General features: G+C 58.9%; 17 protein-coding genes. 13 read left to right on the top strand and 4 right to left on the bottom strand.

Annotated elements, in window-relative coordinates; all coding sequences use genetic code 11:
- Positions 1–64 precede the first annotated feature (64 nt).
- From CLU88_RS04105 to CLU88_RS04085, 5 genes are all read left to right on the top strand, one after another.
- Positions 65–769, top strand: a complete 705-nt coding sequence (locus CLU88_RS04105) for an SDR family oxidoreductase (RefSeq protein ID WP_099655501.1) — start codon at positions 65–67, stop codon at positions 767–769.
- A 20-nt stretch (positions 770–789) separates the two neighbouring features.
- On the top strand, positions 790–1,773 hold the full coding sequence (locus tag CLU88_RS04100; RefSeq protein ID WP_233205367.1) for an alpha/beta fold hydrolase: 984 nt from the start codon (positions 790–792) through the stop codon (positions 1,771–1,773).
- A 52-nt stretch (positions 1,774–1,825) separates the two neighbouring features.
- Positions 1,826–2,626 (top strand): SDR family oxidoreductase, encoded by an 801-nt coding sequence (locus CLU88_RS04095; RefSeq protein ID WP_099655500.1) that lies wholly within the window; start codon positions 1,826–1,828, stop codon positions 2,624–2,626.
- A gap of 63 nt (positions 2,627–2,689) precedes the next feature.
- The gene (locus CLU88_RS04090; protein ID WP_099655499.1) at positions 2,690–3,766 is read left to right on the top strand and encodes an alkene reductase; all 1,077 of its coding nucleotides are present in this window, start codon (positions 2,690–2,692) and stop codon (positions 3,764–3,766) included.
- 92 nt (positions 3,767–3,858) lie between these two features.
- Positions 3,859–4,716 (top strand): alpha/beta fold hydrolase, encoded by an 858-nt coding sequence (locus CLU88_RS04085; RefSeq protein ID WP_099655498.1) that lies wholly within the window; start codon positions 3,859–3,861, stop codon positions 4,714–4,716.
- A 277-nt stretch (positions 4,717–4,993) separates the two neighbouring features.
- Here CLU88_RS04085 and CLU88_RS04080 read toward each other — a convergent pair whose 3' ends face one another.
- A complete protein-coding gene (locus CLU88_RS04080) occupies positions 4,994–5,590 on the bottom strand; it encodes an NADPH-dependent FMN reductase (RefSeq protein WP_099655497.1) in 597 nt (198 codons plus the stop codon).
- 28 nt (positions 5,591–5,618) lie between these two features.
- Between CLU88_RS04080 and CLU88_RS04075 the strand changes: the two genes are divergently transcribed.
- From CLU88_RS04075 to CLU88_RS04035, 8 genes are all read left to right on the top strand, one after another.
- Positions 5,619–6,338 (top strand): GntR family transcriptional regulator, encoded by a 720-nt coding sequence (locus CLU88_RS04075; protein ID WP_099655496.1) that lies wholly within the window; start codon positions 5,619–5,621, stop codon positions 6,336–6,338.
- Between the two features lie 349 nt (positions 6,339–6,687).
- Entirely contained in the window at positions 6,688–7,548 is an 861-nt protein-coding gene (locus CLU88_RS04070; protein ID WP_099655495.1) for a fumarylacetoacetate hydrolase family protein, read from the top strand.
- Positions 7,549–7,644: 96 nt separating this feature from the next.
- Complete coding sequence (locus tag CLU88_RS04065) at positions 7,645–8,616, top strand: tripartite tricarboxylate transporter substrate binding protein (RefSeq protein ID WP_099658636.1); 972 nt, start codon at positions 7,645–7,647, stop codon at positions 8,614–8,616.
- A gap of 30 nt (positions 8,617–8,646) precedes the next feature.
- Positions 8,647–9,225, top strand: coding sequence for an amino acid synthesis family protein (locus CLU88_RS04060; RefSeq protein ID WP_099655494.1), 579 nt, complete (start codon positions 8,647–8,649; stop codon positions 9,223–9,225).
- Between the two features lie 32 nt (positions 9,226–9,257).
- Positions 9,258–10,247: a zinc-dependent alcohol dehydrogenase family protein gene (locus CLU88_RS04055; RefSeq protein WP_233205365.1), complete on the top strand. Its 990-nt coding sequence runs from the start codon at positions 9,258–9,260 to the stop codon at positions 10,245–10,247.
- Positions 10,248–10,266: 19 nt separating this feature from the next.
- Positions 10,267–10,830 (top strand): VOC family protein, encoded by a 564-nt coding sequence (locus CLU88_RS04050; RefSeq protein ID WP_099658634.1) that lies wholly within the window; start codon positions 10,267–10,269, stop codon positions 10,828–10,830.
- Positions 10,831–11,083: 253 nt separating this feature from the next.
- A protein-coding gene (locus CLU88_RS04045; RefSeq protein ID WP_233205570.1) for an IS5 family transposase occupies positions 11,084–11,826 on the top strand; the annotation gives its coding sequence in 2 pieces (ribosomal slippage) (positions 11,084–11,396 and positions 11,396–11,826; 744 coding nt in all).
- Between the two features lie 485 nt (positions 11,827–12,311).
- Positions 12,312–15,266: a Tn3 family transposase gene (locus tag CLU88_RS04035; RefSeq protein ID WP_099655493.1), complete on the top strand. Its 2,955-nt coding sequence runs from the start codon at positions 12,312–12,314 to the stop codon at positions 15,264–15,266.
- Between the two features lie 472 nt (positions 15,267–15,738).
- Here CLU88_RS04035 and CLU88_RS04030 read toward each other — a convergent pair whose 3' ends face one another.
- The 3 genes from CLU88_RS04030 to CLU88_RS04020 all read right to left on the bottom strand — a co-directional run bounded on the left by CLU88_RS04030 (position 15,739) and on the right by CLU88_RS04020 (position 20,429).
- A complete protein-coding gene (locus CLU88_RS04030; RefSeq protein ID WP_369827592.1) occupies positions 15,739–18,264 on the bottom strand; it encodes a heavy metal translocating P-type ATPase in 2,526 nt (841 codons plus the stop codon).
- Between the two features lie 144 nt (positions 18,265–18,408).
- Positions 18,409–19,746, bottom strand: a complete 1,338-nt coding sequence (locus CLU88_RS04025; protein WP_099655491.1) for a heavy metal sensor histidine kinase — start codon at positions 19,744–19,746, stop codon at positions 18,409–18,411.
- A complete protein-coding gene (locus CLU88_RS04020; protein ID WP_099655490.1) occupies positions 19,743–20,429 on the bottom strand; it encodes a heavy metal response regulator transcription factor in 687 nt (228 codons plus the stop codon). Before CLU88_RS04020 ends, CLU88_RS04025 begins: the two co-directional genes overlap by 4 nt.
- Between the last annotated feature and the right edge of the window lie 41 nt (positions 20,430–20,470).

Raw genomic sequence — 20,470 nt, 5'->3', positions numbered from 1 at the left:
GCGGCTCGCTTTTTTGTATGACGACCATCATATGAACTACCCATACAACCCCAGGAGTTTCCCCATGAAGATCGAAAATTCAGTTGTTCTTGTCACCGGTGCCAACCGCGGAATCGGTTTGGCCTTTGCACAAGCGTTGCTCGCCCGTGGTGCGCGCAAGGTCTACGCTGGCGCACGCAATCCAGCGACCGTGACACAGGCAGGTGTCACAGCATTGCAACTCGACGTCACCAACCCCGCTGACATCGCTGCTGCCGCCAAAAAAACATCTGACGTCACGCTGGTGATCAACAACGCGGGTGTTGCCCAACCCGGCGGTTTTCTGGCGCACGACAGTGAAGCCGTGACACGTCGCATCTTTGAGACCAATGTGTTTGGCATGCTGAACATGAGCAAGGCCTTTGCGCCGGTGCTCAAGGCCAACGGCGGTGGAGCCTTGCTCAACGTGCTGTCCGTTGCATCGTGGGTCAACGATGGGGGCCTAGCTGCCTACTCGGCAAGCAAGTCGGCTGCTTGGTCCATGACCAACGCACTGCGCCACGAACTGGCAAGCCAGCACACCCAGGTATTGGGCTTGCACATGGCCTACGTGGACACCGACCTCACGCGTGGTTTTGACGTACCCAAGACCAGCCCTGAGGACATCGTGCAGCGTGCATTGGACGGCTTGGAAGCAGGTGCAGACGAAGTGCTGGCGGACGCCCTGACCCAGCAAGTTCACCAAGCCCTGACGGCACCGCGCCCGTTCTACCTGCCCCAGTCCCATTGAGCGAGCCAAGGAATCCGATCATGAAAATGGATGCAATCCACCCGATGTGGAGGGCCGCGCTTGCTGGCCTCGCCATGGCGTCAGCCCTCCTTTCAGGCGCAGTTGCCGCAGCAGAGGAGGTTCCCCTGCAAACGCCCCAGTCCCTTCAGGCACCAGCCCTAACGCCCGGTGTTACCTGGAAGACGGTGCCCACGCAAACCATCAGCGCCAACGGCATCAGCTTCGCATACCGGGAGCTGGGTCAGCACAACGGCGGAACACCGGTGGTGTTTTTGGTCCATCTCGCAGCCGTGCTGGACAACTGGGATCCCCGGATCATGGACGGCATTGCGGCGAAGCGCCATGTGATCGCCTTTGACAACCGGGGTGTTGGTGCCTCCGCGGGCTCACCATCAAATTCCATTGAGCAAATGGCAGACGACGCCATCACCTTCATACAAGCCAAAGGGCTCGATCAGGTGGACCTCTTCGGCTTCTCGATGGGCGGCATGATCGCCCAGGAAATGGTGCTGAAGCAGCCGCAACTGATCCGCAAAATGATTCTTGCAGGCACAGGCCCTGCCGGCGGTGAAGGCATCAGCACGGTGGCTGGCGTTGCCAACTACGACATTCTTCGGGGCCTGCTGACGGGTCAAGACCCGAAGCAATACCTTTTCTTTACCCGCACTCCCAATGGCATCGAAGCAGGCAAAGCCTTTTTGACGCGATTGAATGAACGCACTGACAACCGGGACACGGAAATCAGCGTAGCGGCCTACATCGCGCAATTGCAGGCCCTGAGTGCGTGGGGCCAAAAGCAGCCCGCTGACCTGTCTGTGGTCAAGCAAGCTGTGCTGGTGGTCAACGGAGACCATGACCGGATGGTGCCGACCACCAACACACACGACCTGGCTCGGCGGCTTCCGCACAGCACCGCAATCATTTATCCCGATGCGGGCCATGGCGGCATCTTCCAGTTCCATACCGACTTTGTTCCAAGCGCGCTGGCGTTCCTTGCCCAGTAATTCAGCCAAGCGCATCCCTCAAACCAATCACCTCACTTCATCAGAGAGCTATATGACAAATTCCCAATCCTCAAAAACCGCCCTCATCACGGGTGCCTCTTCTGGCATCGGCGCCGTCTACGCAGACCGCCTGGCGGCGCGTGGCTACAACCTCATCCTGGTCGCCCGACGCGCAGACCGCCTGGAAGCCCTGTGTGCGCAGCTGTCAAATGCGCACGGCGTCAAGGCCGAACCCGTCGTGGCAGATTTGACCCTCGATCAGGATGTGGCGCGCATCGAGACACTGCTGGCCAGCCGTAGAGACATACAAGTCCTGGTGAACAACGCCGGTATTGCACGCCTGGCCCCTGCTGCCCAGACATCTGCGAACGACGCGCAGGCCCAGATTGCCCTGAACATCACCGCTCTGACGCGCCTGACCCAAGCGGCCGTGCCAGCCTTTGTGGCAAGAAAGCAGGGCTTGATCATCAACATCGCGTCCGTCCTTGCCATCCACTCGATGGCCATCAGCGCCATCTACAGCGGTACCAAGGCCTTTGTATTGCAATACAGCCGAGGCCTGCAACAAGAACTGGCCGACACCGGGGTAAAAGTTCAACTGGTGTTGCCCGCATCCACGGCCACCGAGCTCTGGGATCTGTCGGGCGTCCCGCTGGCAGCCCTCAACAAGAGCACCTTGATGACGACCGAAAACATGGTGGGTGCGGCGCTGGCGGGCCTGGACCAGGGCGAAACGATCACTTGGCCATCGGTCGCCGATGCCAGTCTCTGGGACAAGTACGACGCCGCGCGTTCCGAACTGTTCGCAAGCACACAAGCGGGGATGCCGGCGCCTCGTTACCAGATCGCTTGATTCCAGCCAGCTCGAACTGAGCGTTACTGTGCGCCCCCTTTTCCATCTCCCCCAAGACAACCTATGCTTTTCGAATCCTTCCAACTTCGTTCCATTCCGCTGAAAAATCGCGTTGTGATGTCGCCATTGACGCGCAGCCGTGCTGGCAGTGACAACACGCCCAGTGACCTGATGGCCGCCTACTACGCCCAGCGTGCGAGTTCCGGTCTCATCATCACGGAAGGAACCTCACCATCGCCCAATGGCTTGGGTTATGTCCGCATACCCGGTCTGTTCAATGATGCCCAGGTACAAGGCTGGAAGCTGGTGACCGACGCGGTGCATGCCAAGGGCGGCAAGATCGTCGTGCAGTTGATGCATACCGGCCGGGTGTCCCACCAAGCCAACCTGCCTGCTGGTGCGGAGGTGCTTGGACCTTCGCCAGAAACCTGCCCGGGCGAAATGTGGACTGATACCCAAGGTGTCCAGCCGCACACGCCGCCTCGCGCCATGACAGAAGAGGACATCCGCAAGGTCATTGGCGAGTACGCTCGCGCCGCGCGCCTGGCGATCCAAGCCGGTTTTGACGGCGTTGAGTTGCACGCTGCCAATGGCTATTTCCTCGAACAATTCCTGAACGCCAACATCAACCATCGCACCGATGGCTACGGTGGCACGGCTGAAGGGCGCAACCGTCTGGTGCTTGAAGTTGCGAGCGCGGCTGTGAACGAGATTGGCGCTGAGCGTGTCGGAATCCGCTTGTCGCCCCACGGCGTGGTCAATAGCGCCGGTGCATTCGATGGTGTGGACGAGCAGTACTTGGCGCTGGTGAAGCAACTCTCCACACTCGGTCTCATGTACGTTCACGTCCTTGACCATTCCGCCATGGGCGCCCCGCCCGTGCCAGCGAAGCTGAAGGCCGATCTGCGGGCAGCGTTTAACGGCCCCTTCATTCTCGCTGGTGGGTTCAACAAAGCCAGCGCAGAACAGGCGTTGAGCCAAGGCCTTGCGGACCTGATCGCCATGGGCAGGCCATTCATTGCCAACCCTGATCTGGTCGAGCGCATGCTCCAGGATGCTCCGTTGAATGCTCCGAGCCCAGACACGTTCTACACGCCAGGCGCCAAGGGTTACACGGACTATCCGACGCTCGCGGCTTGAGCATCAGGCATCCCCAACCAGGCTCGCGGGCTCCGTTGCTCTGGGGCCTTTGCTGATGTGAAGGAGAACGATGTGAACCTCTGGGAGTCGTCATGAGCAATTTGAGCCCAGATGTCTCTTCGCAAGCATCCTATGCACAGACCGAGACCCGATGGATTGATGTGGGAGGAACCACCTTCGCCTATCGCGATTTTGGTTCGCGTAACGGCACTCCATTGATCTTGCTGAATCGCTGGGGGGCTGTGCTGGACGACTTCAATTCCACCATTGTCCAGGGGCTAGCCCGGTTCCATCGAGTCGTCGCACTTGACTACCGTGGAGTCGGTGCATCGGGCGGGATTGCCAGGGTGAGCGTAGACAAAATGGCCGATGACGCCATTTTGCTCATCCGTGCTATGGGCTTCGATCGAGTCGATCTGCTTGGATTTTCGCTTGGTGGTTTTGTAGCGCAGGACATTGCGCTGAAAGCTCCAACCCTGGTGCGCAAACTTGTGCTCTCTGATACTGCACCTGCTGGTGGCCAGGGGAGTGATCGCGTGGGCGCCATCTCTTGGCCCTTGATATTGAAGGGGTTCCTGGCCTTGCGCGATCCAACGCCTCAACTCTTCTCGCCTGCCAATGGCCGCCAAGCCGCAAGCGTCTTCCTCAGAAGACTAAAAGAGCGAAAAGCTGGTCTCGACAAAGAGCCAAGGCCTCGTGCAATTTTTCGCCAAATTAAAGCGATGAAGGCCTGGGGCCAGCAAGCATCGCAAGACCTCTCCAGACTGAGGATGCCCGTGCTGATTGTCAAATGCGAGAACGACATCTTGGTGCCGATTGCACTGAGTTACGAAATGGCCCGCCGTATTCCCCATGCGCAACTCATAAGCTGCCGAGATGTCGGGCATGGGAGCCCAATTCAGCACCATGAATACTTTGTGCGCAAAACTCTAGCATTCCTTGGGTCATGAGCTATTGGTGGATAACTCTGCAGTAAAGCATCTTTAACTATGAAATTGCTCTGGCTGTTGGCGAGTGCCAGACTAACCAACCTTGTTCAAGTCTGCTGACCGATACCTGGACGCGCCAGGTTCAAAGAGCGGTGTGTCTATCCACGGTGACTAAAGCCCATGCGCACCGCCAGGGACGGATTCCTTTGCCGACGCGGGGCTAGGCAAACACCACATCGCTCCCCTTAACTTTTTGCCTTGACGCCGGTTGTCGCCACACCCCTTATTTGCGATTCAACTACTCAACTTTGTGCAAGCGTGCAGCGATCCAACGGATCTCCTCAACCAGCTCTTGCAACGCAGTCTGAATGATGTCCAAGGTAGGCTTGTCTATGAGCTGGCCGTCCTGCATACGCGTAGCCACTCCGGCGATGGCAATATGCTGGCGCACCAAGGGGCGCGCCAGCGTGGCCGTCAAAGCATCACGAATCTGAGCCTGCGCGCGTACACCGCCCGCCGTACCTGGTGACGCAGTCATGATGAGCGCTGGCTTGCCTTTGAGAGGAGATGCGAATCCCGGGCGCGAAGCCCAGTCAATTGCGTTCTTCAGTACCCCGGGCATGCCGTAGTTGTACTCAGGCGAGCATAGAACCAAACCATCTGCACCCCCAATTGCACTTTTGAGTCGCGCTACCGCTGGAGGTGGTTGCTCCCCATCCAGATCAGCGTTGTACATAGGGACCTCGTCGAGAGGGAATAACTCCAGCGTGACTTCGGGCGGGAGCAGTGGTTTTAGGCTGTGCAAGACCGCCGTGCAATGCGATGCGCGGCGGATGCTGCCTGAGATTGCCAAGAGGCGAATTGGACGTGTCGTTTGATGGGCGTTCACTGACATTGACTCCTTCTTTCAATGTCTGTAGTTTATGCATAAAATTAAAAACATGTACAAAATTGATGCATCCCCCCGCACCCCGCCCTTGGTGGATCAGGCCTTCGCACAGCTGCGCAGGGATGTGCTGAATGGCACCTACGGCCCAGGTGCCAAGCTCAAGCTCGATGAGCTACAAACTGCTTACGGCTTTTCTAGCAGCCCTTTGCGGGAGGCACTGAGCCGCCTTGCACAAGAGGGGCTGATACGGGCTGACGAGCGCCGAGGCTTTCGTGTGACGGTGATTTCAGCGGAGGACTTGGCTGACATCACGCGCATGCGTGTCATGCTCGACTTGCAGGCGCTGCGCGAATCCATCGTTCATGGTGACGATGCATGGGAGGCACATGTTGTGGGCGCTTTTCACCGCTTAGAAAAGGTGGAAGGGCGACTCAGCGGAGGACCTGTCGTGCTGGACCAGGAGTGGACAGATGTGCACACGGCTTTTCATATGGCGTTGATCTCCGCCAGTCCATCAGATCGCCTGCGCACATGGAGTGCCAGCCTCTTTGATCAGGCGGAACGCTATCGGCGGTTTTCTGCACGCTTTCGCAAGACCTTTAAGCACAAATCCAGCGAGCACCGCAAACTCATGGATGCCACTTTACGGCGCGATGCTGACACCGCCTGTACTTTGTTGGAAGAGCACATCTTGAGCACGGAGCGCAATGTGCTGGCCGTGTTGAGCAAAGTAGAGGTTGAGCAAGGAAGCTGAGTGTTGCCACGCTCGTGCAACCCATTTTTTTCAAGGCATGGTGATTCTCCCTCGCTGAGGCTCACCTATCGTCTCATTCATTAACGCGCGCGCCTCGCGCAGTGCATAGCCCGCCAGCCTCGCGCCTGCGGGCTTTTTTGTTTCTAGGCGGCTCCTTTGTTTAGCCGTACTGGCACGGTCTGTAGGCCACAGCACAAGTTCCCTAAATCTGCTCGGTACAAACCACTATGCATGAAATATATTTTGTGCATAAAAATAACTTCACGCATTAATTTCAATGCTGTGGATTGGCAGATTCCAGCCTCCCGCTTTCATCAACGCTTCTTTCCATCCCTCTCCAAGGAAACCCATGAAACTGATGTCCTACTCGATTGCTGGCCGTGAAACCTGGGGCGTCGTCCTCGGCGACGGCGTCGCGGAACTGGCCGCTCGCACCGGCTATGTCACGCTGACCGATTTCATTGCCAGCAGGGACTTTGCGCGCCGCGATGCTTTGGTTGCAGGGCTTAAGGTCGATGCGCACCTGGCTGAAGTGACGTTCCTGCCGGTGATTCCCCGGCCCGAGAAGATCGTCTGTGCGGTGCGCAACTACATGGATCACCACCAAGAAGTCCTCGCAGCTGGCATGCAGCGCGAGCTGTCCGAGCAACCCCCTATCTTTTTGCGTGTGTGGCGTTCGCAGATCCCCCATCAAGGCCCCATCGTCCGCCCACGCGTTTCGGAATCGCTGGACTGGGAAGGCGAGCTGGCCGTGGTGATCGGCAAGGAAGGCCGCGATATCAGCGAGGCCGATGCGTGGGCGCACATAGCAGGTTACAGCTGCTACAACGATGCCAGCGTGCGCGAGTGGCAGTTCCATGCCAAGCAGATCGCGTCCGGTAAAAACTTTGAATCTACCGGCGCCTTCGGCCCTTGGATGGTGACTGCAGACGAGATCACGCCAGGCCGGGAGCTCAAGCTGGAAACACGTTTGAATGGTGTCGTGGTGCAGTCCAGCCACACGGGGCACATGATCTTCTCCATCCCTCGCCTGATCGCCTATGCCTCCACTATCTTTACGCTGGTTCCCGGCGACGTGGTCATCACCGGCACTCCAGCCGGTGTGGGCTGGAGCAAAAAGCCGCCGCAGTTCATGAAGCCAGGTGACGTCGTGGAGGTTGAGATCGAAGCGATCGGCGTGCTGCGCAATCCAGTGGTTGCACAGAGCTAACCACTGCTGTCCCTACTCACCGATTCGATCTTCCATCCAGACCATGCAAGGGTAGAGCCAGGCCCCATGCGGCCGCCGCCCACGGAGACAAACACCATGCACAGAAGACATGCCCTAGCGGCCTGCGGTATGGCCGTCCTCGGATGGCAAGCTCGGCCTGCCTTGGCCCAGGCTTACCCTGAGCGAGCCATCAAGCTTTACCAGGGCTTCGCCCCCGGCGGCAACGCCGATGCAATCGCCCGCTCCATGGGAATAGAAATGGGCAAGGCCTTGGGCCAGCCCGTGGTGGTGGAGGCGCAGTCTGGGGCAGGCGGAACGATCGCAGCCAATACGGTTGCGCGTGCAAAGCCTGATGGCTATACGCTGCTGCTGGCAACCGGAGGGCATGCAGTGGCCGGAGCTTTGTACAACACGCTTCCCTACAGGTCGGTGGCAGATTTTGAGATGGTGTCCACCATCACGTTTTTTCCATTCTTAGTGGTTGTTAACGCCAATTCGAAGATCCAGAGCTTGCGCGAAGTCATCGCAAATGCGCAGGCTGCAGCGGGATCTGTCGGGTATGGCACGGCGGGAGTGGGCTCCACCCACCATCTGGCGGGCGAGCTACTGGCCAAGATGGCACGGGTCAGCCTGCTGCATGTTCCCTATCGGGGCGACGCGGCCGCCATCACCGCCTTGCTGGCGGGTGACGTGCCCTTCATCATTGCTCCACCCACTGCGGTGCTGACCAACATTCAGGCGGGCAAGCTTCGCGCCATTGCAACCACCGGCCCTCAACGCTGGCCAGGCCTGCCAAACGTTCCTACCGTTGCGGAGCAGGGCGTGACGGGCTATGACGTGCGCTCGTGGGCTGGTCTGCTCGCTCCAGCCGGAACGCCCCGCACGGTCGTCGACCGCCTCAATGCCGAAGTTCTTCGGGCGCTCCAGGCGCCTGCGGTGCGACAGCGCCTGGAAGATATGGGAGGCGAGGCACGCGGCAGCACACCCGAAGAGATGAAAGCCATGGTGGGCCACGAGATCGAAAAGTGGCAGCAGGTAGTTGCCGATGCCAAGATACCAAAACAGTAAGCAATCTCAACTTATCAAAGGAATTTTTGCATGTCTTTGATCGCTATCCGCAAGCGCAGTCTGACTGTTGAAACGATTTACCACGAAGGGGGCCCGCAGGCAGACACTCCGCTGCGCGTCGCCTCTGCCTGCGCTGTGATTCGCAATCCCTATGCGGGCCGTTACGAGCCTGACCTGTTGCCCTTCATGGCAGAACTGCGCAGCTTGGGAACGATGCTGGCCGAGGAACTGGTGACGACCCTCGGCAAGGAGAACGTACAGGCCTACAGCAAGGCCGCCATCGTTGGGGTCAATGGAGAGTTGGAGCATGGGGCGGTATGGCACGAGGCTGGTGGCTGGGCGATGCGCCAAGTGCTGGGCGAGCCCAAAGCCATCGTACCTGCAGCCAAGGCCGTGGCCGCCACGGGCTATCGACTGATGGTGCCGCTGCACTATATCCATGCCGCCTATGTACGCAGCCATTTCAACAGTGCCGAGGTGGGTATCCAGGACGCGCCGCGCCCCGATGAGATCCTCTTTGCGCTCGTAATGGCTGATGGCGGGCGCATCCATTCGCGCCTTGGCGGCCTGACGCGCGAGCAGGTTTCTGTGCATGATGGTCAGCGCTGAGGTGCGATATGGCGATGTCTTCCGATAACCGAATGAAGGCCATACAACTGCAAGTCACGGGTGGTCCGGAGGTTCTGTCGCTGGTGGACCTGCCCGTGCCTCAACCTGGCCCCGGTCAAGTGCGCGTTCGCGCGCATGCCATCGGTGCAGGCGGTCCTGATGTGCTGATCCGCAATGGCACCTACAAATGGATGCCTCCACTGCCTGCCGTGCCCGGCAACGAGCTAGCTGGGGTGGTAGACGCAGTAGGCCCAGGCGTGACACGCCTGTCTGTGGGTGATCGTGTGCTGGTCAGTGCACGCGAATTGCCTCAGCGGGGTGGCTGCTATGTGCAGGCCATCTGCGTGCCCGAGGCTGTGCCATTCATATTGCCGCAGAGCATTGCGTTCGAGGACGCTGTCAGTTTGGGTAATTTCCAGCTTGCGCTGGCGCTTTTGGCCAGCAACGGCAATCTGCCTGCGCGGGCCATCCTGGTCCCCGGCGCAGCAGGTGGGGTCGCCACTGCGCTGGCCCAGGTGGCTCGCTCGCGCGGCCTGCGGGTGATTGGCACGGCATCAACCCCCGAAAAACGCCAGTTCGCTCTGGAAAACGGAGTCACAGACCTAGTCGATGGCGACGTACAGGCCCTGCCACAACGGGTCATGGATCTCACAGAGGGGGGTGGCGTCGATCTGGCATTTGACCATGTAGGCGCAGCGCTTTTCATCGCTTGCCTGCGATCGCTCGCACCCTCAGGCATGGCGGTGTCGTACAACATCCTTGCAGGCCCACCGTCGAACGACGTATTCGACGAGCTGCGCAAGCTGCTTGCCAAGAGTCTCGCTATACGCACGTTCTCTATCCACGCAGTGGACGCCGATGCGGCTCTACGACGCGGGCTGATGGAGCAGGCGATCGCGCTCATGGCCAGTGGCCAGGTGCGTGCGCCGCGCGCCATGCGTATGCCATTGGCACAGGCCCGTCATGCCCATGAGTTGTTGGACAGCGGAAGCACGCTGGGCAAGCTGGTTCTCATCCCTTGAATTCATGGAGTCGGACATCGTGAACGCACCCTACATCGCCAACCTCGCTCACTGCGGCATCTTTTGTCGCAACCTGGATGTGATGAAGGATTTCTATACTGGCGTGTTCGATATGCAGGAGACCGATCGAGGGGAGGGGGTGACCTTCCGTTTTCAAATCGTTTTTCTGAGCGGGCGTGGCGATCAGCACCACCAACTTGCATTGGCAGGAGGGCGCGGGGCAGATGCCCCCAGCACCGTGATGCAACTGTCTTTTAAGGTCCAGACTATCGATCACCTGCGCGAGGCGCGTCGCCGTGCGTTGGCACTGGGCGCCACTAAGATGCGCGGGTTGAATCACGGCAATGCGATATCCATCTACTGCATGGATCCGGAAGACAACACCGTGGAGGTCTATCTGGACACTCCTTGGTATGTGAGCCAGCCCCATGGTGACCCTTTGGATCTGGACCTGGACGACGAAGCCATCTGGGCCCAGACAGAGCGCGTGGTGCGCTCGGACCCCAGCTTCATGCTGGCATCTGAGTGGGCCGAAAGATTTGCTGCACGAAATGCAGCCTTGAAGGCTGTGACACTACGGTGAAGATGTAACGCTACGGCTTGTGCGTAGTGCTGCGCTACGGCTGGCCTATGGATGTAAACAACTGTCGCGATTTCATGGTGCGATCATCGAAGGCCTATCCCGCCCTCGCATTGCAGTCACGGCATTGACTTCACGCCCTCACGCTGCATTCAGTGCGGCCTCTGTAGCTAGGGCGTGTCATCAATCAAAGCCCCTACATAGTTGAAAGATTCGGCCTCAAGCCCATGTAGAGGCCGTGAGTAAAAGATAGGCCCTGCTTGATGCCCAATGGGAACTCATCAAGCACCTTCTACCCGGTCAGGCGGGCCTGCCTGGCGCTAGAGCCAAAGACAACCGACTGTTCGTTGATGCCGTGCTGTACCGCTACCGCGCAGGCATCCCCTGGCGTGACCTGCCAGCCCACTTTGGTGATTTTCGAGTCTTGCACACCCGTCACTCGCGTTGGAGTCGAACGGGCTTGTGGCAACGCCTGTTTGAAGCCTTGGCGCAGGATGCGGACAACGAGTACGCGATGATCGATGCCACCATCGTGCGTGCCCACCAGCAAAACGCTGGGGCAAAAGAGGGGATCCAGACAGGCAAGCCCTCGGACGCAGCAAAGGCGGGCTGAGCACAAAGATCCACGCCACGGTTGACGCGCTGGGCAATCCGATAGGCTTTGTCCTGACACATGGACAAGCCCATGACCTCTGGGGTGCAGATGTGATTCTCAAGGGCACGCCCGCGCAGGCGGTTATTGCAGACAAGGCCTATGACGCCCATGCCCGGCTGATCGGACCGCTACTGGACAAAGGCAAGACCGTGGTGATTCCTTCGCGGGGCACGAACAAGCAGCAGCGCGAATATGACCACGATCTAAATATGGCGCGGCATCTGATAGAGAACTTCTTTGCACGCCTGAAGCAATACCGAGGCATTGCCACTCGCTACGACAAGACCGCCTGCAAGTTCCTTGGGGCTATTCACTTGGCTGCGTCCATGGTGTGGCTGGCCTGAGAGGCTGTAATCCTAGGGATTTATCTGGCTTTGAATGATGACACGCCCTAGACACCATCGAGGCCATCCTTTCATGCAACGCTAACTGTGTTTCGGCAAAAGACTTCGTTTTGGTAGGGTTCAAGTACCTTAGCCTTTTTGACAAGCGCGACAATTTGAAGCGCTCCAGTTCCGGGGAGACTGAACTCTATCGGGATGAGTGGATGCTTCGGATGCGCTGCATGGGCTCATGCCCATGCAAGCAGCCGGGGCGTCCAATCGTCCGATTTCACTCCAACCCTTCGGGGAAGTGGCTTACCGGGCGGTCTGCGTTGTTGCAACGCTTGCCAATAGCACGGGCTATTGGCAAGCGCTGCGCCTAACAGCCCATCCCGGCAGGGGTGATCTCGGTTTTGCAGCCAAATCGGAATCCTGCGTCAAAAAACTCCTTAGCGACAACAACTTAGCAGCGTTTTATAGTGTCTCCTGCATTGGGGAGGACGCTGATGTCGAGCTACCGGTACAGATTCGTCGGCTACGAGAAACTTCCATCGGGCCTGAACGCTGACGATGTGCAGTTGCACTGCCGCCTGCCTGACCGTTTGGTCAAGGAGATTCGGGATAGCAACTATGCAAAGCGCTACTATCTCGGGCTTGCTGTCCAGCTTTCTTTCCTTGCCCTAACTGGTAGGAATCCAGACAGCAAACTCAGAATGCCAACCGCAATGCTGCGCATGTTGTGTGAGCAACTTGGCATCCACGCCAATACCACCGCGATAGGGTCTCTCAAGGCGCTGTACCAGAACGCAGATCGCACTCTCGCCAACCATCGGGCCTGGGTTCGAGAGAAGCTTGGCTTAGCGGCCTACGACACAAGCGCCGAAGAGCGTTTGCGAGCAGCACTTTCTCAGCAAGCCATCGATGCCGCTTCGGTGGATGAGGTCTTCAACTCTGCCGAGCAATGGCTTTTCGACAACAAGATTGTCCTGCCCGGCAAGCGCCACCTTCAAGACCTCGCTCGGTCGGCCTTCCGGGTGGTCGAGGAATTGGCGCTGACCACCATTCGCGCCGCAGTGACCCCAGTGCGCCTTCGCGCGATCCTAAAGGTCATGCACGAGGAGAGCATGGCGCCTGGGATTTCAGTCCTTGAGTGGCTCAAGCAATCAGCAGGCAAACACAGCTTAAAGGCCCTCAAGGAGGTCAACACGCGTATAGACGCCCTGAAGGCGCTCGGCGTCCATTTGTGGAAGCTAGAAGGACTTTCCATCGGACGCATCCACGCCTTCACCCAAGCGGTGGTGAACCGACCGCCCTCGGAGACCGCGCGCCGAATCGAAGACACCCGCTCTGTAGAGATAGTGTGTTTTCTCAAGCATCTGCTGGGCGAACTCAGCGACGAAGCTATTTTTCGCAACAACCGGCATACCAGCGACATCGTTCGTTCGGGAACCAAACGCGTGCAAGCAAAACAGGCGCAACGGGCTCATGAGTACCGCTGCTCTATCGAATCGATGCGGGACATAGCGGCCAACACTGACATGAACGCCGAGGAGCGCCTTGCAGCCATCATGGCTCTTGCTGAGGATGTCTTGGGGCTCCCTCCTGTCAGCCATGCTGAGGTTGTGAGGGAAACCCTGACGGAACAAACGACGAGGGTTCGTACTGTACTCAACGGGATGACGTGCCTGGATCTGCAAGCGGATCCAGCGCATCCTGACTGCAAGCTCCTTGCCGCTCTACAGAAATTGAAAGCGGCTGGGGCCAAGGAGCTGCCAACGGAATTTGACACATCACTGGTCGATTCGAAATGGCGGCCCTTGCTGGAAGTACCTGACCGCGTAGCAGCTCTTCAGGCTTTTGAGGGGTGCGCGTTGCTGCGCATTCGTAAGGGGCTGCTCGGGGGAAGCCTCTACGTCAATCACAGTGCCACCTATCAAAGCAAAGAGAGTCTCTTAATCCCCCAGGAAGAATGGGATCGAAATAAGGAAGCTCTTTGCGAAGCCTACGGCCTGGAGCTAGACCCAAGAAGGGCTCTCGATCTTCAATACGAATTGCTGCGGGCGGGTCTTGCAGATGTTGAGGCCGGACTAGAGAAAGGGTTGCTCGAAATCGATGAAGGCGGTTCCGTCAGGATCCCGGCCATCAGGGCCATGGAGGAAGAGCCAGAGCTGCGCCGCACGAACCAGTTCTTGAGCGAAACCATTGGCACGACGCAGTTGCCAGACATCATCTTGGAGATCGACAGTCGCACCCAGATCAGCACGACGCTGCTGGGGCGTCAGCCTGAGACTGCCCAGGAGCTTGTTGCCCTGTATGCAGGCTTGCTAGCCCACGGCACCGAGATCGACGCAAAAGCTGCCGCTTCCATGATTCCAGGCGTTCCTGTGAGTCACGTTTCTGCCGCCATGCGCATGCTGGAAGCACCTGGTCGCCTGCGGGCGGCCAACGACAGCGTAGTCGCGTTTCAGCAGCGTTTCCCAATCGTGAATCTCTGGAGCGACGGGACAAAAGCCTCTTCGGACATGATGGCACTGGACGCTACCCGTCACCTGTCTATTGCCCGAACCGATCCTCGTAGAAAGACCGCTGCCGCAGGTATCTACACCCACATTCTTGGCAGCTACCCCGTCATCTTCGATCAACCTATCGTGTTGATGACGCGCCAGGATGCTCCCGCTGTGCATGGGATTGACGCATACAACTCCAACAGTGAGGACCGCATCAAAGTCGATCTTCTTGCCGTTGATACACACGGCTATACCTATTCCGGCATGAGTGTGGCCAAGCTGCTCAGATTCGATCTGTGCCCGCAATTGGCGGGCCTACCAGACCGCAAAATCTGGACGCCCCGCTCGATCAAGGTGCCCGACGCCCTGGAGAAAGTTGCAATTCCCACGATTACCGAAAAAGCCATCCGTGATGGTTGGGATCAGACAATGCGGCTCATTGCCTCGATCAAATCCGGACGCGTCAGTGTGGCCTGGGCACTGGCTCGCCACGGGAGCGCGGCTGCTGGAGATGACGTGCGCCGCTGCCTGGATCAGTATGGACGCCTGCTTCGCTCCGTATTTCTGTGTGACTACTTCACCAACGATACCTTCAGGCGGGAGATCCACACTCTTCTCAATCGTGGCGAATCGGTTCACTTGCTACAACGCGCCATCTACTATGGTCGCGTTGCTGCTGAGCGCGGCCGGCGCCGCGACGAACTCAGATCCATATCTGGTGCTCACGCACTACTGACCAATATGGTGATCGGCTGGAACACCATGAAGCTGCAGGAAACTGTGGATCGGTTGAAGTCCGGTGGTCAACCCATCGAGGAAAACGTGCTGCGGCGCATCGGCCCTGTGCACTTCGGGCACATCAATTTTCGGGGCCTGATGAGCTTTAGCGTGGACCGGTATGCGAGCGTGCTCCTTCGAGAGCACGCAGCGCCAAAACGGGCCCGAGCCAGTTGAGCCCAAACGACATTGCATTTCCAATTTCAATTTTTTCTTTGCAAAATCGGAAAGCTGTTCTATACGAATCAATGACTTAGCGTTTCTGGCCATTTCGCTTTTTCATTTATTTCGTGCAAAACCGGAAAGTAGAGTTAGAGCCGGACGTTCGAAATGCACCGCCGAAACGATCTCTTTCCTACAGGCCACACCATCGATAACTAGGCGCTACACGGTGCCGGTGGTCGCTTCGTCGCCTGTGATAGACCTTAGGTCACGGGCCGAGTGTGGCGGGCAGTTAGGTCGGCTGGAGTTGGCGCTCAACTTGCAATGCGCCACAGTCATGTGCTGACACTCGGCTTTGCCCACATTGGGCAAGAGATTACCCGGACCTGGTGGCGCAAGAGGTCTCCAAAACCAAGAAATGAAAGCGGGACATTCAAGTAAGCGCTCCGCAAGCCCACCGGTGGACTTGGCGCGCGCTGACCAACGCTCAGTGGGAATGCGCATGCTCCTTGGTTTCTGAGCGGCTTGGCTTGGCGGCTGGCTCCACCCGTGTACCGCGAAGCAGACGCAGTCCGTTGGCTACCACCAGCAAGCTCGCTCCCATGTCCGCGAAGACCGCCATCCACATGGTGGCCGTGCCAACGACCGCCATCACCAGGAAGACGCTCTTGATGCCCAGCGCCAGGGTGATGTTCTGCCAGAGAATGGCGTGGGTGCGCTTGGATAGACGCACTGTCTCGGCGACGCGCTGCAGGTCATCGTTCATGATGACCACATCGGCCGCTTCCATGGCCGTGTCGGTTCCCGCTGCACCCATTGCAAAACCGATGTCGGCCTGCGCCAGCGCCGGCGCATCATTGATGCCATCGCCGGTCATTCCGGTAGCGCCATAGCGCTTTTGCATTTCCTTGATGGCGTCGAGTTTGGCTTCGGGCAGCAGATCGCCACGGGCATCATCAATGCCGGCCTGCGCCGCGATGGCTTTTGCAGTGGCCGTGTTGTCGCCGGTCAGCATCACCGAGGTCACACCCAGTGCCTTGAGATCGACGATGGCCTGTTTCGATGTCTCACGGATAGTGTCCGCTACCGCGAACAGTGCCAGGACGCGCGAATCGTCCGCCAGGAGGGTGACCGTGCGGCCTTGTTTTTCGTGGGTGGCCAGCTCCGCCTCCAGCTCAGGACCGCACAGTCCTTGCTCATGGATCAGACGGTGATTGCCCAGCATCAAGCGCACACCATTGACCATGCCTTCGACGCCGCGCCCAGGCAAGGCCTTGAAACTTTCTGCTTCTGGACCCTTTACATCCAAGCCCTGGACAATCGCCTTGGAAACCGGGTGGTCGGAACGAGCCGCCAGGCTGGCAGCCATCTGCTGGACTGCTGCCTCGTCACCGGCTCCCCACACCTTCCACTTCACCAGCTTGGGTTTGCCTTCGGTGATGGTGCCGGTCTTGTCCAGCGCCACCGCCTTCAGAAGCCGGGCATCTTCCAAGTAGGTTCCGCCCTTGATCAAGATCCCACGGCGCGCTCCTGCGGCCAATCCGCTGACCACCGTGACCGGCGTGGAAATGACCAGAGCGCATGGGCAGGCGATCACCAGCAGGACCAGGGCCTTGTAGAGCGCCTCCAGCCAGGTAAGTCCCATCAGGAAAGGAGTGAGGACCGCCACCGCCACGGCAATGGCGAAGACTGCGGGGGTGTAGATGGATGCGAACCGATCCACAAAGCGCTGCGTTGGTGCACGCGTGCCTTGCGCCTGCTCAACCGCTTGGATGATCCTGGCGAGGGTGGTGTTGCTGGACAAGGCTGTGACCTCGAACTCCAGCTCACCAGTCTCGTTGATCGTGCCGGCGAACACCTGGTCGCCAGGTGCCTTGTCCACGGGGATGCTCTCGCCAGTCACGGGGGCCTGGTTGATGGCGCCATTGCCCTTGGTCACCTTACCGTCCAGCGGCACGCGTTCGCCCGGCTTGATGCGCACGGTCGCTCCAATGGCCACCGAAGCCACCGGTGTAGCGGTCCACGCTCCGTTGGTGCCCAGTACCAAAGCCTCTTCGGGCGCCAGTTCCAGCAAGCCCTTGATAGCGTTTCGGGCCCGGTCCACTGCCTTGGCTTCGATGAGCTCCGCAATCGCGTACAAAGCCATCACCATCGCGGCTTCTGGCCACTGACCAATGAGGAATGCGCCGGTGACGGCCACCGACATCAGCGCATTGATGTTCAGCTTGCCGCGCAGCAGCGCCGCAATGCCTTTTTTGTAGGTGTCGATGCCGGCCAGCCAGATAGCCAGAGCGGCAATCGCCATGCCGGCCACTTTCCAGGCCATCTGGTCGGGCGCGAAGAACGAAAGTACCTCAGCCCCTGTGGCGAACACCAGCGCGGCCACCAAACGGGAGATGCCGCCTGCAAAACCATGCCCATGGTCGTCGCCTTCGGCGGATCCAGCCGCGTGTCCGCCCTCAGTTTCGCCAGCGCCTGCAACTGGCTGCGGATCGAAGCCCGCTTTGCGAATGGCGTCTAGCGCCAACGGGTAGGTGCCTTCGTCGGCATCGATCTTCAGCGTCCGCGCGCCGAGCTGAAAACCCAGAGAGCGGATCCCATCCAGAGGCTCCAGCGCCCGACGAATCTCCGCCTCCTCGGCGCTACAGTCCATGGTCGCAATGCGAAACACCCGGCCTTGGCTACCCTGGGTGTTTGCCGCAGTGACCACGGGCTGTGGATCGAAACCCGCCTTGCGGATGGCATCGAGCGCAAGGGGCAAGGCGCGATCCTCCGCATCGATCCTCAGCGTGCGCGCGCCGAGCTGGAAACCCAACGAGCGGATTCCCTCAAGCGGTTCAAGAGCCCGCCGGATCTCCGACTCTTCGGCACTGCAGTCCATGGTGGCGATTCGGAACAGCTTGCCCTGGCCCGGGCTGCTTGTGGCTGCAGGGACCACTGCTGCGGTACTGGAACAGCCCGAGGTGCAGCAGGTGTCAACAGTGGTGGGAGGTGTGCTTGTTTCTGATTTCATAGCCCAATTGGAAACCTTGAAGTGGCTTTAAAGTCAAGCAGCAAAAAGAATATGACTGCTTTGTGCTGGGTAAATCGGATTTCTGAACGGTCCGTACCCAGTCGCAGGGGCACAGGATCGACCCCACCCCGTTGAAAACCACCATCAAATCGGGCGAATTTCGATTCCCACATTCGTCACCCCGTTTTCTGACGATGCCACTGGCGTGCCCTGGTGCATGCGTGCAATAGCGCCCACTATTGCTAACCCGAGGCCATGGTTGCTTTGCCCGTGGCTGCGAGCAGGATCTGCACGGAAGAATCGGTCAAAAAGCTGCGGGAGTAGCTGGGGATCGATCGTGCTGCCGTAGTTGGTGACACTGATCAGCACACGACCCTCATCGGTGGTTCTGAGGTTGATCTGGACGATTGAGCCAGAGCTCGCGTATCGAGTGGCGTTGCCGAGCAAGTTCGACAGGGCCCGGCGCAGCAACGGCACGTCGAAGGCGCCATGCGCATCACCAACCACTTTAGCTGTGAGAGCTGCCTCGGACAGCGCGGCCTCGTGGTAGTCCAGTACGTCAGCAGCCACTGATGCAAGGCTCGCCACGGGCGCGCGGCGCGCTCCCACACCCCGATCCGCCTGGGACAGGAACAGCATGTCATTGACGATGCCGGTCAGGCGGTGCAACTCCTCCAAGTTGGACGCTAGCACCTCGCGCATATCCGCCCGCTCAGGGCGCAGCAAAGCCAATTCATTGTTGGCAATGAGCGTGGCCAAAGGCGTGCACAACTCATGCGCCACGTCCGCATTGAAGCCCTCCATTTGTAAATACGCCTTCTCAATGCGCGCCAGAAGCGCGTTGAACTGGTCGATCAGAGGCACGAGCTCAAGGGGCTGCTCAGCGCTATCGAGCCGTTGATGCAGATTATCAGCCGACACTGCGCGCGTCTGGCTGGCCAGTCTTCGAACGGGCGCCAAGCCTAGATTGACCAGGGAAAATCCGCCCAGTGACACCACGATGCTCCCACCGATGGCGGCCACCAGCAAGGTGACTGCAAGCCGGTGCAGCAATTGGTTGTCGGTTTGGATGTCCAGCGACAGCTTGACGCTCAAACCCTTTGATGGCGTTTGGCCTGTGGTCTGTGGCACCTCAAACTGCCTTTGGCGCCACACCGTCTTCGCAGTCTCGTTTCGTGTACGGACGTAGAGGACAAACCCATCGGCCTGCGCAACCTCTAGCGACAGATCTCCGTGCCCCACCAAGAAATCATCAAGTTTGTGCGCAAGGCCTTCCGAGTCCCCGTGCTCCTTGCCGTCCAGCAGCAGGTGCCGAATGACGTTTTCCTTTTGCGCTAGCGTTTCCTCTTGCCGATCTCGAAAATTGAATTCGGTCACCAGATACACGGCTAGACAAACCAGCCCGAGCCCGGCAAAGCTCTGCAGTGCCAGCCACCACGACAATCGCTGGCGCAATGAGCGATGCCGGACCAGCGTAGTCATTCTTTGCGCTCCTCCATGACGTATCCCATGCCACGGATGGTGTGCAGCAGTGCTGTGTCAAAGGGTACGTCGATCTTGGTGCGCAGACGCCGGATCGCGACTTCAACAACATTGGTATCGCTGTCGAAGTTCATGTCCCAAACCTGTTCAGCAATCTCCGTTCGAGAGAGAACTTCGCCCTTTCTTCTCAGAAACAATGTCAGCAGCAGAAACTCCTTGGCAGTCAGGTCCAAGCGCTGACCGCCTCGGGACGCCTTACGCCGGACCAGGTCGACCTCAAGGTCGGCCAACCGCAGCTGCGTGGGCTCAACCGTATCCCTTGAACCGTGGGTACGTCTGAGCAGAACCTGGATGCGGGCGCTCAACTCGGAAAATGCGAAGGGCTTGACCAAATAGTCGTCAGCGCCTGTCTGAAGGCCTAGTACCCGATCCTCGACACTAACCCTGGCCGTCAGCATCAAGACGGGAGTCTGCTTCGTCTTGCGAAAGGCCGCCAGCAGGCTGAAGCCATCGATCCCAGGGAGCATTGCATCTAGTACCAGCAGGTCGTGCCCGCCTTCAAGGGCCATGTGCAGGCCGTCCACACCGTTGTGGGCGACATCCACCACATAGCCGACCTCTCCGAGACCCTTTCGGAGGTACTCGGCCAGCTTGACTTCATCTTCAATGAGCAGAATTTTCATGAGGTCATTCTCGAAGAATGCGACCTGTTCGCAGATTACGA

The sequence above is a fragment of the Acidovorax sp. 56 genome (assembly GCF_002749705.1).
GTDB lineage: Bacteria > Pseudomonadota > Gammaproteobacteria > Burkholderiales > Burkholderiaceae_C > Acidovorax.
This window is presented reverse-complemented; position numbering and strand designations above follow the sequence as displayed.

Bases quoted from the DNA above. Each gene is read 5' to 3' on its own strand.
- CLU88_RS04090 (WP_099655499.1), top strand. From the start codon at position 2,690: ATGCTTTTCGAATCCTTCCAACTTCGTTCCATTCCGCTGAAAAATCGC.
- CLU88_RS04095 (WP_099655500.1), top strand. From the start codon at position 1,826: ATGACAAATTCCCAATCCTCAAAAACCGCCCTCATCACGGGTGCCTCT.
- CLU88_RS04075 (WP_099655496.1), top strand. From the start codon at position 5,619: ATGCATAAAATTAAAAACATGTACAAAATTGATGCATCCCCCCGCACC.
- CLU88_RS04030 (WP_369827592.1), bottom strand. From the start codon at position 18,264: ATGAAATCAGAAACAAGCACACCTCCCACCACTGTTGACACCTGCTGC.
- CLU88_RS04085 (WP_099655498.1), top strand. From the start codon at position 3,859: ATGAGCAATTTGAGCCCAGATGTCTCTTCGCAAGCATCCTATGCACAG.
- CLU88_RS04055 (WP_233205365.1), top strand. From the start codon at position 9,258: ATGAAGGCCATACAACTGCAAGTCACGGGTGGTCCGGAGGTTCTGTCG.
- CLU88_RS04070 (WP_099655495.1), top strand. From the start codon at position 6,688: ATGAAACTGATGTCCTACTCGATTGCTGGCCGTGAAACCTGGGGCGTC.
- CLU88_RS04060 (WP_099655494.1), top strand. From the start codon at position 8,647: ATGTCTTTGATCGCTATCCGCAAGCGCAGTCTGACTGTTGAAACGATT.
- CLU88_RS04065 (WP_099658636.1), top strand. From the start codon at position 7,645: ATGCACAGAAGACATGCCCTAGCGGCCTGCGGTATGGCCGTCCTCGGA.
- CLU88_RS04025 (WP_099655491.1), bottom strand. From the start codon at position 19,746: ATGACTACGCTGGTCCGGCATCGCTCATTGCGCCAGCGATTGTCGTGG.
- CLU88_RS04035 (WP_099655493.1), top strand. From the start codon at position 12,312: ATGTCGAGCTACCGGTACAGATTCGTCGGCTACGAGAAACTTCCATCG.
- CLU88_RS04105 (WP_099655501.1), top strand. From the start codon at position 65: ATGAAGATCGAAAATTCAGTTGTTCTTGTCACCGGTGCCAACCGCGGA.
- CLU88_RS04020 (WP_099655490.1), bottom strand. From the start codon at position 20,429: ATGAAAATTCTGCTCATTGAAGATGAAGTCAAGCTGGCCGAGTACCTC.
- CLU88_RS04100 (WP_233205367.1), top strand. From the start codon at position 790: ATGAAAATGGATGCAATCCACCCGATGTGGAGGGCCGCGCTTGCTGGC.
- CLU88_RS04080 (WP_099655497.1), bottom strand. From the start codon at position 5,590: ATGTCAGTGAACGCCCATCAAACGACACGTCCAATTCGCCTCTTGGCA.